This is a genomic window from Microcella frigidaquae, assembly GCF_014200395.1.
Lineage (GTDB): Bacteria > Actinomycetota > Actinomycetes > Actinomycetales > Microbacteriaceae > Microcella > Microcella frigidaquae.
In genome coordinates, this window is record NZ_JACHBS010000001.1 from 542,789 (window position 1) to 556,112 (window position 13,324).

General features: G+C 66.1%; 13 protein-coding genes. 2 read left to right on the plus strand and 11 right to left on the minus strand.

Features of this window, described 5'->3' with window-relative positions:
* Window positions 1-81: 81 nt before the first annotated feature.
* On the minus strand, window positions 82-450 hold the full coding sequence (locus BJ959_RS02645) for a hypothetical protein (protein WP_153982682.1): 369 nt from the start codon (window positions 448-450) through the stop codon (window positions 82-84).
* Between the two features lie 52 nt (window positions 451-502).
* Here BJ959_RS02645 and BJ959_RS02650 point away from each other — a divergent pair, with 52 nt between their 5' ends.
* A complete protein-coding gene (locus BJ959_RS02650) occupies window positions 503-1,735 on the plus strand; it encodes an IS256 family transposase (RefSeq protein WP_183321849.1) in 1,233 nt (410 codons plus the stop codon).
* 43 nt (window positions 1,736-1,778) lie between these two features.
* Here BJ959_RS02650 and BJ959_RS02655 read toward each other — a convergent pair whose 3' ends face one another.
* The 4 genes from BJ959_RS02655 to BJ959_RS02670 form a co-directional block, all read right to left on the minus strand.
* Window positions 1,779-2,099: a hypothetical protein gene (locus BJ959_RS02655; RefSeq protein WP_153981636.1), complete on the minus strand. Its 321-nt coding sequence runs from the start codon at window positions 2,097-2,099 to the stop codon at window positions 1,779-1,781.
* A 238-nt stretch (window positions 2,100-2,337) separates the two neighbouring features.
* Window positions 2,338-2,607: a 30S ribosomal protein S15 gene (rpsO, locus tag BJ959_RS02660; protein WP_153981637.1), complete on the minus strand. Its 270-nt coding sequence runs from the start codon at window positions 2,605-2,607 to the stop codon at window positions 2,338-2,340.
* Window positions 2,608-2,711: 104 nt separating this feature from the next.
* Entirely contained in the window at window positions 2,712-3,281 is a 570-nt protein-coding gene (locus BJ959_RS02665) for a hypothetical protein (protein ID WP_153981638.1), read from the minus strand.
* Between the two features lie 55 nt (window positions 3,282-3,336).
* Window positions 3,337-6,732, minus strand: coding sequence for a DEAD/DEAH box helicase family protein (locus BJ959_RS02670; protein WP_153981639.1), 3,396 nt, complete (start codon window positions 6,730-6,732; stop codon window positions 3,337-3,339).
* A 211-nt stretch (window positions 6,733-6,943) separates the two neighbouring features.
* Here BJ959_RS02670 and BJ959_RS02675 point away from each other — a divergent pair, with 211 nt between their 5' ends.
* Window positions 6,944-7,972, plus strand: a complete 1,029-nt coding sequence (locus BJ959_RS02675) for a DUF4190 domain-containing protein (RefSeq protein WP_052225263.1) — start codon at window positions 6,944-6,946, stop codon at window positions 7,970-7,972.
* A 108-nt stretch (window positions 7,973-8,080) separates the two neighbouring features.
* Here the strand turns inward: BJ959_RS02675 and BJ959_RS02680 are convergent, their stop codons facing one another.
* The 6 genes from BJ959_RS02680 to BJ959_RS02705 all read right to left on the minus strand — a co-directional run bounded on the left by BJ959_RS02680 (window position 8,081) and on the right by BJ959_RS02705 (window position 13,250).
* A complete protein-coding gene (locus BJ959_RS02680) occupies window positions 8,081-8,713 on the minus strand; it encodes an Abi family protein (RefSeq protein ID WP_197075026.1) in 633 nt (210 codons plus the stop codon).
* A 184-nt stretch (window positions 8,714-8,897) separates the two neighbouring features.
* Entirely contained in the window at window positions 8,898-9,293 is a 396-nt protein-coding gene (locus tag BJ959_RS02685) for a PIN domain-containing protein (RefSeq protein ID WP_153981640.1), read from the minus strand.
* Window positions 9,290-9,562: a type II toxin-antitoxin system VapB family antitoxin gene (locus BJ959_RS02690; protein WP_165879033.1), complete on the minus strand. Its 273-nt coding sequence runs from the start codon at window positions 9,560-9,562 to the stop codon at window positions 9,290-9,292. The genes BJ959_RS02685 and BJ959_RS02690 overlap by 4 nt, the downstream gene beginning before the upstream one ends.
* 96 nt (window positions 9,563-9,658) lie before the next feature.
* Entirely contained in the window at window positions 9,659-10,570 is a 912-nt protein-coding gene (locus tag BJ959_RS02695) for a restriction endonuclease (RefSeq protein ID WP_341800015.1), read from the minus strand.
* A 17-nt stretch (window positions 10,571-10,587) separates the two neighbouring features.
* Window positions 10,588-11,742 carry a restriction endonuclease subunit S gene (locus BJ959_RS02700; protein ID WP_153981642.1) on the minus strand — a complete coding sequence of 385 codons (1,155 nt, stop codon included), beginning with the start codon at window positions 11,740-11,742 and terminating at the stop codon, window positions 10,588-10,590.
* On the minus strand, window positions 11,739-13,250 hold the full coding sequence (locus BJ959_RS02705; RefSeq protein WP_153981643.1) for a type I restriction-modification system subunit M: 1,512 nt from the start codon (window positions 13,248-13,250) through the stop codon (window positions 11,739-11,741). The genes BJ959_RS02700 and BJ959_RS02705 overlap by 4 nt, the downstream gene beginning before the upstream one ends.
* Window positions 13,251-13,324: the final 74 nt, after the last annotated feature.

Consider the following 13,324-nt stretch of genomic DNA (forward strand, 5'->3'; position numbering starts at 1 on the left):
CGCGGTGGGGCCCGGCGCACGCCGTGAGCGCGCATCCGACGATGACGACGATCGCCGCCTAGCGGGGGGTGGATGCGGCGCTCACCCCGCCCCCTCCAGCACCGTCTCGGGCGCCGGGCAGCGGGCCGCCGCGCGGGCCCGGTCGCCCGCCGCCTCCCCGACGAGCGCATAGGGGTCGAACGCCGCATCGGTGCGCCAGCGATCCGCGAACTCGCGCGGCCCCGGGGCGGTCGGAACCTCGTAGCCGTGCGCGAGCAGGCACGGCACGAGCGAGGCCCTCACGTACTCGAACGCCCAGGGAGCCTCGATGGCGCGCACGTCATCCTCGAACCAGGTCAGCACCGGGTAGCGGGCCTGGCAGACCCAGCCCGCCACATCGATCTCGCCTGAGTCCCGTGGGGTGGTGGACTTTCCGGTCCTGAGCGTCGTGTCGTTGACGTGAGGGGCCACCGTGCGATGGTCAGTGAGAACGACCAAGTTACTCACGACAGGAGATCGCACGATGGCCCTCAATCAGTCTGCCCTGCTTCAGCTGCTCGCCGAGCTGAAACTCACCGACACCACCGACCGCATCCGTCAGATGACCGAACGGCTCTACCAAGAACTGATCGACGCCGAAGCCGCGTCGGTGATCGGCGCCGGACCCTACGAGCGCACCGCCGAGCGCGTTGCGACTCGCAACGGGGCGAGGTTGCGCACCCTGTCGACCACTGCGGGAGATCTGGAGTTGCGGATCCCGAAGCTGCGGGCCGGCAGTTTCTTTCCGTCGTTGTTGGAGCGGCGCCGCCGGGTCGATCAGGCGCTGTTCGCCGTGGTGATGGAGGCCTACCTGCACGGCGTCTCCACCCGCAAGGTTGACGATCTGGTCAAGGCGCTCGGCGCCGACACGGGCATCTCGAAGTCCGAGGTGTCTCGCATCTGCGCCGGCCTGGACGCGACGGTTGCGGCATTCCGCGACCGATCCCTGTCTCAGATCGCCTACCCCTACGTCTTCTTGGACGCCACCTATTGCAAGGTTCGCATCGACGGGCGGGTGGTGTCTCAAGCGGTTGTGGTCGCGATCGGGATCACCGCTGACGGGCACCGTCAGGTGCTCGGCTTTGACGTGGGCGACAGCGAAACGGAGGAGTTCTGGAAAGCGTTCCTGCGATCGTTGAAAGCTCGAGGGCTTTCCGGGGTGAAGCTGGTGATCTCCGACGCGCACGCGGGTTTGAAAGCAGCTATCGCGGTGGTGGTGCAGGGAGCGGCCTGGCAGCGGTGCCGCGTGCATTTCATGCGCAACGTGCTCACCGTCCTGCCTAAGGGTCGGCAGGAGATGGTGGCCTCGATCATCCGCACGATCTTCGCCCAACCCGACGCTGAGCATATTGACGCGCAGTTCGAGGAGGTTGCTCGCATGATCGACCGCGTTCACCCCAAGGCTGCCCAGATGCTCCACGATGCCCGAGCCGACGTGCTGGCGTTCAAGCACTTCCCCGCCCGGCATTGGCGGCAGATCTGGTCGACGAATCCGCTGGAACGGCTGAACCGTGAGATCAAACGTCGCACCGACGTCGTCGGAGTGTTCCCGAACACTGCCAGCCTGCTGCGCCTGACCGGCGCCGTTTTGATCGAGCAGCACGACGAATGGGAAGCTGGCGACCGCCGTTACTTTTCCGAAGCGTCCATGGCCGAACTCACCGCCACCAGCTCGGTCGAGGACGCGGTGATGCTGCCCGAGATCACGGCCGCCTAGACTGCAGCCAGCTGATCATCGCGTGGAAACGAAAGACCACCACTCAGCGGGACGTGGCCTCGATCTCGAAGAACTCGCGCGTGCTCTGCACCCGTGCGCCGCTGTAGTCGAGGCGCTCGCCGTCATCAGCGGGCCGCACCCCCGGAAAGCCCGACTCGCCGAGGCAGCGGGCCATCGCCGGGCCCCACTCCCCCACCGTCACCCAGCGCACGATCGGCTCGTCGGGCAGCGCGACCGGGCCCCACTTGTCGCGCAGGAAGACGGCGGCCCGGTCGAGAGCGGCCTCGTGCGCCTGCGCCGCCGCCGCATCGCGCTCGGCGCGCACCTCCGCGACGCCCCGACGCCGACCGCGGCATCGGCGCACCCCGCCAGCCCAGCGGCGCCCACCGCGGCGACAACGAGCGCGACGAGGCGCAACGCGGCGGCGACGGCGCGGGCGGGCATGGGTTCAGGGTGCCACGATGCGCGGCGCGACGGCTGTGCGCACGCTCAGAGCAGCGGCGGGCATCCGTCACCGCCTGCACAGACCGCAGAAACCACAACGGCCGCCCCCGATCTCTCGGGTGGCGGCCGTCGCAGAAGAAGCTCGCGGTGTCGTTCGACTAGCGGCGCAGCCCCAGGCGCTCGATCAGCGAGCGGTAGCGCTCGATGTCGACGTCGGCCAGGTAGCCCAGCAGACGACGACGCTGACCGACCAGCAGCAGCAGGCCACGACGCGAGTGGTGGTCGTGCTTGTGCTGCTTCAGGTGCTCGGTGAGGTCTTTGATGCGACGCGTCAGCATCGCGACCTGGACCTCGGGGGATCCGGTGTCACCGGGGTGGGTTGCGTACTCGTCGATGATCGCCTTCTTGACGTCTGCTTCCAGTGCCATAGAGGGACCCCCTTCTCTGCTCGTTGCGCGGCGCTGCGGGCCCGATGCCCGTAGCTCTCTGTATCCGCGGCCGTTGGACGGCAACCTTCAGATACTAGCAGGGGTCAGATGCTCTGGACCGCAGGGCTGTACTTGACGAAGAGGGCCATATCCACACCATCACCTTCATTAAGCAAGATCTCGATTCTGGAGTCACTGCTCCGAAAGACGGCATGCCAGGTCATGTGCCCCAGGCCTACTGCGAGACCCCAGCTCTCCGGGTCATCCTCGAAGAGGTCGTTGCTCCAAATCTGCTTCTCCTGACCCTCTCCGAATTGTGCTTCGCAAGCGACCTTGATTCTCTGAAACAACTCGACGTTCGCATCTTCATCCGGCAACTCGTCGACGAGGAGCAATTCGCCCTTCTCGAGTGTGTTCTTGAAGAACGAGTACCTCGCCAACCAACGCTGTCCGAAGAATCGGACTTCGAAGTGGAGCTCGTCAGACCCGGAGTCTGCGGTCAAGGGCTCGCGGACTTCTCGCCTTTGGACTTCATCCTTCGACACCCCCCACGGGACGCTTCGGAAGAGCGACGGGACACTCGGGGTAGCGACCCGTGATTCGTCTTCCCAGACCCATTCGCCGGTGGGAAAGAGAACGACTTGCCGACCGTCCTCCGTTGTCGCCCTCATCATGGGATCTCCTTTCTGAACTTCTCGCCGATCTTGCCCGCTACCCGGGACATGACGTTCACGCAACCTCCGCCGTCTGGCGCACACGGCGCAGCACCACGATCAACTCTGCGACCTGCTCTTCGCTGAACAGGGCCTGCGGGCCCGTCGGCGCGAGGCCGGTGAAGGGGTCTTCGAAGAGCAGCCCCGGCTCGACGATGCCCCGCATGGTGAGCTGCGACACCAGCAGGTCGAGGAACGCCAGCTGATTGGCGGTGAAGGTCTCGCCGGCGATGAAGTCGGCCAACGCATCCTGAGCAGCGGAGCGATCGAGGCCGAGCAAAGAGCGCACGAAGAGACCGAGGCCGTCGGCCTCAGTGGTGGCGAGCGCCAGCTCGCCCTCGGTGAACTCGCCACTCTCGCGCATGATCGCGTCGAGCTGCTCGATGTCGAGCGCCGTCAGCTGCTTACCGTGCCGAACCTTGTACAGCACCGCGTCGTCGGCGTGCGCGCGCAGAAAGGCGAGGGCCTTCGAGCGGAAGCGCTCACGATCGACCCCGGGGTTCGTGGGCACGACCGTCACATCAGAGACCGGGCCGAGGGTGTCTTCGAAGTCGGTGTAGATGAGCGGCCTCTCGCGAGCGTCGATCAGGCGCACGAGGTCGCGCAGACGCACGCGCATCTGCTCGAGCATCGGCACCGTCACATCGACCCACCAGTCGATAGTGGCGACGCGGTCGATGAACTCGAGCTGCGAGGCGATGGCGGGGATCGTCTTCTGATGGGCCAATGCGTCCGCGATCCCCCGTACCCCGTTGCCCACCGCCGTGAGCGACGCCGCGTCACGGTTGAGCACCGCCAGCTGCGCCCGCAGCGCGAGCAGGTCGAAACGCTTGGCCGCCTCGTCGGTGTCGTCGGCGTCCGCCGCCGACGGCAACGCCCCGAGTTCGGCCGCTACCGCGTACTGATCGTCATCGAGCGCCAGCCATGACTCCCCCGCGGCGAAGTGCTCGACCCTCCGGCGGTGCGGCCGCACGAGCACGTTGTCGAGCGACATTCCCGCAACACGATCGTGCAACCGCGCCGCAACGAGCTCGCGCAGAGCGGCGAGCTCGGGGTCGGGGTGAGCCCCTCCGCCGGACGCCTGGTCGATCGTGCGCATCAGCTCGACCCGCGCCGACACGAGCCGCTCGGTCAGCGAGGCCGTGCGGCTGGAACGGTCGGGCGGCAGCTGCTGGTTGAAGTACTCGATGTTCTGGCAGACGTCGAAGATCACGAAGTCTTTCTTGTCGTCACCAGGGCCGTAGAGCTCGGGCCGCAGCCGCGTGCCCCGCCCGACCATCTGCCAGTACTTCGTCTTCGAGTGCACCTCTTTGAAGAAGACGAGGTTCACGACGTCGGGCACGTCGATGCCGGTGTCGAGCATGTCCACCGACACCGCGATCTGCGGCAGGCGGTCGGTGGTCGAGAAGTCGTCGATCAGGCTCTGCGCGTAAGTGACCTGGTGGGTGATGATGCGCGCGAAGTGCCCGGCGTAGTGCGGGTAGTTGGCGTCGAAACGCTCGACGATGAACTGCGCGTGCCGCTGACTCTTCGCGAAGATGATCGTCTTGCCGAGCAGGTCACCGCCGTTCACGCGTCGACCCTCGGTCATGAGCACCTCGAGCACCTTGTCGACGGTGTCGGCGTTGAAGAGCCAGTTGTTCACGGCGGTCGCGTCGACCTCGTCGGGCACGTCGCCATCCGCCCAGTCGAGCAGATCCCACTGCTCCTTCTCGTCATCCGAGAGGTCGTCGTAGCGGATGCCCTGCCGCACGAACGACGTCGCCACCGCCTTGCCGACCGGGGGCACGAGGTATCCGTCGGCGATCGCGTCGGTGAGGTCGTACGAGTCGGTCGGCACCCCGTCTTCGAGCCCGAAAAGGCTGTACGTGTTGTGGTCGACCTCGTCTTTCGGTGTGGCGGTCAGGCCGACGATGTGGGCGTCGAAGTACTCGAAGATCGCGCCGTACTTTTGGTACACCGAGCGGTGCGCCTCGTCGATGACGATGAGGTCGAAGTGGTTGGGGCCAAACCTCCGAACGCCCTCGACGACCTCGTTCATCAGACCCATCATCGTCGGGTAGGTCGAGACCATCACCCGGCCGTCGACACCCTTCTCGGTGACCAGGTTGACGGGGCTCGACGCGGGCAGGTGCTGCTTGAAGGCTGCGGTCGCCTGGTTGACGAGCGCCACCCGGTCGGCAAGGAAGAGCACACGCTTGACCCACCCGGCCCGCATCAGCAGGTCAGTGAGCGCGATCACGGTGCGGGTCTTGCCCGACCCGGTGGCCATCACGAGCAGAGCGCGCCTCTGCTGCTGCTCGAACACCTCGCCCACTCGGCGAATCGCCCGCTGCTGGTATGGCCGCTCGACGATGCGATCATCGATCGGGATGCTCGCGAGCGGCTGCCGCGTGCTGCGCCGCTGCACGGCGAGGGCGAGCTGGTCGCGCGTCGCGAACCCCTGCACCGGGCGGGGCGGGTAGAGGGTGTCGTCCCAGAGCCAGTGCTCGTATCCGTTGGTGTAGTAGATGATCGGCCGCTGTCCGTACCTGCGCTCGAGCGCGTCGGCGTAGAGCTTCGCCTGCTGCTGCCCGACCTGCGGGTCTTTACGCGTGCGCTTGGCTTCGACCACGGCGAGGGGCATCCCGTCGGCTCCCCACAGCACGTAGTCGACGAACCCGACCCCGCCGGGCGAGGAGTTGGGCATGCCCGACACCTCGAACTCGCGGTCGCGCGGGTCGCCGAGCGGCCATCCCGCCTCCGCCAGCAGGAGGTCGATGAAGGCATCGCGCGTCGCTGCTTCGTCGTAGTCGTGCGTGTCGACCAGAGCAGCAGCGGCCTGCTTGGCGGCGGCGACCTCTGCCCGCGCCTGCTCGAGCGCGGCGGCAAGCGCGGCATTGTCGGCGCGGGCGGCTTCGAGCGCCGCATCCTGCGCCGCCAGCTGCTCGGTGAGAGCCTGCAGCTCGGCGCGGGTCTTGGCGGCGATGCCGGGTTGCGGTCGCGGAATGAGCGCGGCATCGAACGCTCGGCCGGCCGCGGGGCGCTGCGCCACGTCAGCGGCGTACTGAGTGGCGAACCAGAACAGCACGTGGAAGAGTTCGCGCACGACGGGCACACTCTGCGCCTCGGTATAGCCACCCGAGCGATGCACGGCCTCGTTGCCGCGCCGCCGAATGATCTGCATCTTGGTCACAACGACCGGCGGTACGAGGCGGGTGAAGGTCGGCTCGTGCAGGCGGGCGCTGAGGTCGCGCTGATAGGGCTCGCGCAACGCGGTGTCGTACTCGTACATCCACTCGACGAGCAACTCGAGCGCGCGGCGCGCGTAGAACGACGAAGTGCGGGGGTCGCGAGCGGCATAGCCTTCCGCGCGCCGCGCCTCGGCCGCGATCGGCGCGAAACGCTCGCTCAGGAATTCGAAGTTGCTCACCCGGCCGTGCCCTTCATGGTCTGGTCGCCAGCCTAGGGCCGAGAGGTGACGAGCGGTCGGATTCCGCCCCGAATAGGGGCCATTGCCGAGCGAATGTCAGTGGTCTCCGCTGTGCTGGCGTACTGGCCACCTTCCGGCCGGTCGCACGCCGTCGCCGACGGTGGGCGCAGAACCCTCCGCTGAGCCGGAGCACCCCGAGGGAGATCACCCCATGTCTGACACCCCCACCACCCCTGAGCCGCAGCCTGAGGCGCAGCCGCAGCCGCAGCCGCAGCCGCAGCCGTCGACCAGCACGCCGCCGCCCGCGCCTGAGCCCGCGGAGAGTGCCGTCGCGGCTGCGGCGGCCGCCACCACGCCGAAGCCGCGCTCGGCCCTCGCCCTGTGGTCGATGATCGCGGGCATCGTCGCCATGGTCGGCGCGATCATCCCGGGCCTGAGCTTCGTGGCCTGGATACCCGCTCTCGCCGCGATCGTGCTGGGCATCATCGCGCTGGTCAAGAAGACCCCGCGGCGCGGGCAGGCCCTGACCGGCGTCATTCTCGGCCCGGTCGCCTGGCTCGTGGCCATCATCGTCAGCATCGGATTCATCGCCGGCATCGGCAGCCGAGTGGACGATGTGGCCGCCGACGCGCCGGAGATCGTCGATGAGGAGCCGGCGCCGAGCGAGGCTGCCCCTGAGCCGGAGCCCGAGCCGGAGGTCGTCGAGCCTGCCCCCGACGTGGTCTACTCGGGGTCGGGCGACACGATTCTGCAGATCGAGCTGCCCGCTGGTCCCGACTCGATCGGCATCGCGACGATGACGCACAGTGGCAGAGCGAACTTCGCCGTGTGGTCGCTCGATGCCAATCTCGAGCAGACCGACCTGCTCGTGAACGAGATCGGCAGCTACAGCGGCACCGTTCCCTTCAACCAGACGACGGGCGAGCAAATCACCGCGTTCGAGATCACGGCGGATGGGCCGTGGACGGTGACGCTGCGCGACGTGCTGTCGGTCCGCGAGGCCCCGCAGGGTGCGAGCACTACGGGGCAGGGCGACGATGTGCTCGTGTATCGCGGCGACGCAACCGTCGCCGACATCTCGCACACGGGCAGCAGCAACTTCGCAGTCTGGTCATTCGGCGACCGCAGCGACCTGCTGGTCAATGAGATCGGCACCTACAGCGGTCAGGTGCGCTGGCAGGCGGGCGCTGCGCTGATTCAGGTGTCGGCAGACGGCGCCTGGACGATCGCGCTGCAGTAGCGCCGGCCAACCCGGGTGCGGGCGAGCTTCGGCTCGTCCGCACCCGAGCGCGACGTGACTTCGCCGCCATCCTCGTTTCATGGAGCACGGGTCCAATGTCGATGGCGTTCAGACAACTGGCCTCTTGGCCAAGACCGTCGGGATCCGAGTGACCGAGGCCGCCCACTCGCGCACCTCAGGCTCGATCCAATTCAGCACTCGAAACATCGTGAGCATGTCGCTTTCGAGATCTCGGCGATAGACCGATTCGTGATGCGCCACCCTGTTGCGCAACTCGTTCAAGGATTCGAGAGCCGCAAAGGCGGTCTGTCGACTCTGAGGCTGCAGATTCGGAAATGCATGTCGCAGGTGCGGAGTCCACAGGGTGGCCTCGTAGCGCCGGGCCAAGAGGAACCTCCAGAAACTGAAGTTCAACTCGGCGATCACTCTGCCGGGCGACTCCGGTCTTCTGAGTTCACGAACTCGCCGCCTCGCCTTGGCGATGTCGTCATGGGCCTGAGCAGACAACACCGACAGGGGGTCGTCGTACCAGTACCCCGCGAGTGAGCCGTGATGGGCCGTGAGTTCGGCGCTCAACGCGTTGCGCACGGAGACTTCAACGATGCTTAAGGATTCGAAGCACGCACCCGAAACCTGCACGTTCCACTCGTAGAGCCGAATCGCTTGAGTGAGATCGTTGCGACACGCGCGAAGGTAGGGGCCCAATCGCTCTGACGAAAGGACGCCCTCAATCTTGGCCATGTCAGCATGTCTGGCGGGCATTCAAGTCCTCGTGATACGGTAGTCATCGAAGACCCCGGAAGGCCTCTGCGAAAGCACGTCTCCGGGGTTACTGCTTTCTGCACGGTAGTTCTTCACGCCACAGGTCAGTGGCCACTGCCCACATGGCCGGGCGGAAGCCCCAGTCGACCTTGACCACGTTTGCTCAGGTGGGCAGCACCGACTCCACGTCGGTAAGGGCGAAGTTGTCGCCCACGTAGAGCAGCGGCTCGCCCGCGAGCTTCGCCGTGGCGTACGCCATGCAGTCGCCGTAGTTGAGCTTCGCGGCGTGTCGGCCCCGGCCGTATCGCGCCCACGCGGCCACCGCGGCGTGCGCGTGGGCGGCCGTGAAGTCTGTCGTCGTGACGCGAAAGCGGTCGAGAACCTCGGCCACGATTCGCTCAGGGTGAGCAAGACCGCGCCCTCCGAGCACGAGCCCCGCCTCGACGCGGTTCGGCGCAGAGATGGCCCGAGAGTGCGCGCCGAGCAGGACATCTCGCACGCGCGTCGCCTCCGGCTCGTCAGTGATCAGCGCTATCAAGGCGGAGGTGTCGACGATCACGACGCGAACATCTCGTCATGACCGAGCAGCATGTCTTCCTCTTCACGCGTGAGCGGTCGGAGGTTACGCGTCTTCGGCCAGATGTTCTCTTCGAGCCATGCAGTGGTCTCGGCGATCTCCGCCTGCAGGTCGTCGTCGCGCTGAGCGTCGAGCTCAGCGAGCCGCTGGCGCGCGAGCTCACGAATGGCGCCAGTCTTAGTGGTGCCGAGCTGACGCGCGAGTTCGGTGACGAGTGCAACCGTCTCGTCGTCTTTGATGTTCAAGCCCACGGGCATGATTCTACCTTTCGACAGTGAAGGGTAGAAAGTAGTGAGTGACGAGCGTGGGCGATGCCACCACGGAAGATTTGTGGACGGCAACGACAGTCAGTCGAAGTAGTCCTCATCGACCTCGACCACGTCGTAGGTCTTCTTCACCTGCACACCAACGCGGTACTGAATCATGAGCTCGGCCAAGCGCGGGCCGTCGATCAGCACGATGCGCTGCGGGATGCTGTCGGCGTAGTCGCGCGCGCCCTGGCTGAAGCGGCTGGTGGTGACGAAGACACCCTGGGTGGCTCCGCGCCCGGCGAGGGCGCCGATGAAGCCCTGCAATTCGGGGCGCTGCACCGCGTTGTCGGCCGCGTAGCGCTTGGCTTGCACGTAGATCTGGCTGAGGCCCAGGGCATCCTGATCGATGACGCCGTCGACTCCCCCGTCGCCCGAGCGGCCGATGCGCTGGCCGCGCTGCTCCGCCCCGCCGTAGCCCATCGCGTTGAGCAGGTCGACGACCACCTGCTCGAAGAAGTCAGGATGCTGCTCTTGCAGCCGCCGAATCAGCTCGGCCGCGGCGTCAGCCTCGAAGCTCTGGATGCCCGCCTCGATCAGCTCGGTCGGGTCGTCACTCTCGTCGAACTCGCGCGCCACGAGGGTCGCGGTGCGCGTCGACGGCCGGCGGGTCGGCTCGTACTCGTTCCAGACGGGCAGCGACTTCACGTCGGCGTCGGTGATGATTCCGGGATGCGCGGCCAGGAATTCGCGGCCGAAATCCGTGATGACATTCACCCCACGCGCAGGCTTGTCGACAGCCTTGGCACGGTAGAGCGCCGAGAGCGCCCAGCCGACGCGATTGAGCGCGCGCGAGTCGCCGTCGCCGAGCTTCTCAGCCCGCTGCTCAGGAGTGAGTCCGACGTGATCGCACACAGCCTCCTTGAGGGCTCGCGACGGCCACTGCCGCCCGTCCGACATCACCTCGAGCACCGGCTTCAGGAAGGCATGCCAGGTCGGGATGGTACTCACGGCGGTGTCGTTCTCGTTCACAATTCCCCTCGGATTGCGCGGGCTTGTAGGGAGTCGGTCAACAGTTGCACCTGCCTCAGAGAAGCGACAGCCCGGAGGCGTGCCTCCTCCGCATCACGTGCCAAACGACCGAACTCTCGTTGCTCCTCAATCGGCGGAAGAGCAAGCTCTATCGACTCGACAACTGTCTTACTCAACTCCTTGAACGTTGCGCCGACGCCTCGCCTCTCGAGCGTCGCGCGGTTCGCTCGCAACCACCAGTAGAGATAGGTCGAGTCGACGATCTCGGCGTCAGGAATCAGACTCTTGAACCCTTGGTTCGTGGCCATCGGAACCCCCACGATGCCAACGAGTCCAATCGGCGCGCGTGAGCTCAAGAGAACTGCACCAGGGGGCAGAAGCCGGTTACCGATCGATCTCAGGCCTTGATCGCTGATTGTCCGAGCCGTCTTCGAGATGACCAGATCGGCATTCTTCGAAAGATCTGCCGGGGTGATCCATGGGATGTCTCCATCCCACAGTTCGGCGACACCGGACTTCGGCGTGGACCCACCAACCACCTCAGCGATGTCAGAAAGCCGCACCCGAGCCAATGATGCTGACGCCTGCGTGGCTCGGAATGCAGACCGCACCATGTCCTCGAGAAGCACAACACGACTTTCTGCAAGGCGCCGCAAGGTCTGCGCCTCGTCGAGGATGGAGGCGATTCGGCGTTGCTCGGGCAGAGGTGGAAGGAGGATGACGACTCGCGAGACGATGGCCTTCGAAATCTCCTTGAAGGTCGCCCCGACCCCAAGTCGCTGCAGTGCGGCCTTGTTCGAAACGAGCCACCAAAAGAGGTACTTCTCGTCTAGACGGCTTCTATCTGGAATGAAGCTCTTGAAGCCCTGGTTAGTCGCCATGGGCACCGTATTGATGGCGACATGCCCGATTGGTGCGCGCGAACTCAAGAGCACTGAATTAGCCGGCAACACCTTGGCCGCGCAGCTTCGAAGCCCCTCCGTGGTCAACCTCCGAGGTGTCTCCGAGATGTACACACCCTTCAGATTGGTCAGATCTGCAGGTGTCACCCACGGGACGTCACCACCCCAGAACTCCGGCTCGCCAGTCTTCGGGGTAGCACCACCTACGACTTCACAGACGTCCTCGAGTGCGACACGCTCCCAGCTCAACGCTGACTCCGCAGACTCTCGGCGAGGGCGGCCGTGGCCGCGGCGATCTCGGCCTCGAGGGCCTGCAGTTCGGCGATGATCTCGAGCGGGTCGCGGTGCTTGACCTCCTCGTGCTCGACCTCCTTGTAGCGGTTGAGGCTGAGGTCGTAGCCGGCATCGACGATCTCCTGGCGAGCAACCAGGAAGCTCTGGGCCGTGCGGGGGCGATCTGCTTCAGGTGAGCCAGCATCCGTCAGCGTCTGCCAGCGGGCGAGCACGTCGGGTAGGTCGCTCGACGCGAGCGCGGTGCGCTTGTCGTCGAGGCTGAAGCCGTCGCTCTGCACGTCGTAGAACCAAACGTGGTCAGTTCCGCCCGAGCTGGTCTTGGTGAAGAACAGGATGGCGGTCGAGACTCCGGCGTAGGGCTTGAAGACACCGCTCGGCAGCTTCACCACCGCGTCGAGCTTGTGGTCGTCGACGAGCATGCGGCGCAGGGCCTTGTGCGCGGTCGACGAGCCGAACAGCACGCCGTCGGGCACGATCACCGCGGCCCGGGCACCGTTCTTCATCAGCCGCAGCATGAGTGCCAGAAACAGCAGCTCGGTCTTCTTCGTCTTCACCATGCGGGTGAGGTCGGTGGCGATCGACTCGGCATCGACCGAGCCCGCGAACGGCGGGTTCGCGAGCACCAGGGTGTACTCGCCATCGTCGGCTCCGACGCCCTCGGCGAGTGAGTCGCGCCGCTCGACCGTGGCCGCCTCCACCCCGTGCAGCAGCAGGTTCATGCTGCCGATGCGGCTCATCGTGGCATCGGAGTCGAAGCCGCTGAACGCCAGACGGTTGAAGTGGTCGCGCTTCGCAGCATCCGCCCAGATCTCGGGGTGGTGCTCCCGCAGGTACTCGCTCGCGACCGTCAAGAAGCCGGCCGTGCCGGCGGCGGGGTCGACGATGCGGTCGCCGGGCTTCGGCGCCGTCATGTCGACCATGAGCTTGATGATGTGTCGGGGAGTGCGGAACTGCCCGTTCGTGCCCGACGTCGCCAGCTTGCCGAGCATGTACTCGTAGATGTCGCCCTTGGCGTCGGTGTCGTCCATGGGGATCGCCTCGAGAAGGTCGACCACCTTCGCCAGCAGCGCCGGAGTGGGAATTGTGAAGCGCGCGTCTTTCATGTTGCGCGCGAAACTAGAGCCCTCATCGCCGAGCGCGCGGATGAACGGGAACACGTGCCCGTCGACGACCTCGAACATCGTCGCCGGGTCGAGGTTCTTGAACAACGACCAGCGCAGGTCGCTCAGCGGGCGCGGGGTGCGGCCGGGCGGCGAGCTCAAGCCCTCGCCGAAGACCACGTTCGACAGCGGCTCACCGGTGAGGCGTGCACGGTTCTCGGCCAGCTGCTGCAGCTCGTCGAGGCGGCGGATGAACAGCAGGTAGGTGATCTGCTCGATCACCTCGATCGGGTTGGCGATACCGCCCGACCAGAACGCGTTCCCGACTGCGTCGACCTTTCCCTTCAGTGCTCCGGTCACCATGCTGCAGGGGCCTCCTCATCGGGGTAGAACTGGGTTTGAGTGTGCCAGAGACTGGCGACGGTGCCGATCTGGGG

Bases quoted from the DNA above. Each gene is read 5' to 3' on its own strand.
- rpsO (WP_153981637.1), bottom strand. From the start codon at position 2,607: ATGGCACTGGAAGCAGACGTCAAGAAGGCGATCATCGACGAGTACGCA.
- BJ959_RS02675 (WP_052225263.1), top strand. From the start codon at position 6,944: ATGTCTGACACCCCCACCACCCCTGAGCCGCAGCCTGAGGCGCAGCCG.
- BJ959_RS02665 (WP_153981638.1), bottom strand. From the start codon at position 3,281: ATGATGAGGGCGACAACGGAGGACGGTCGGCAAGTCGTTCTCTTTCCC.
- BJ959_RS02705 (WP_153981643.1), bottom strand. From the start codon at position 13,250: ATGGTGACCGGAGCACTGAAGGGAAAGGTCGACGCAGTCGGGAACGCG.
- BJ959_RS02650 (WP_183321849.1), top strand. From the start codon at position 503: ATGGCCCTCAATCAGTCTGCCCTGCTTCAGCTGCTCGCCGAGCTGAAA.
- BJ959_RS02680 (WP_197075026.1), bottom strand. From the start codon at position 8,713: ATGGCCAAGATTGAGGGCGTCCTTTCGTCAGAGCGATTGGGCCCCTAC.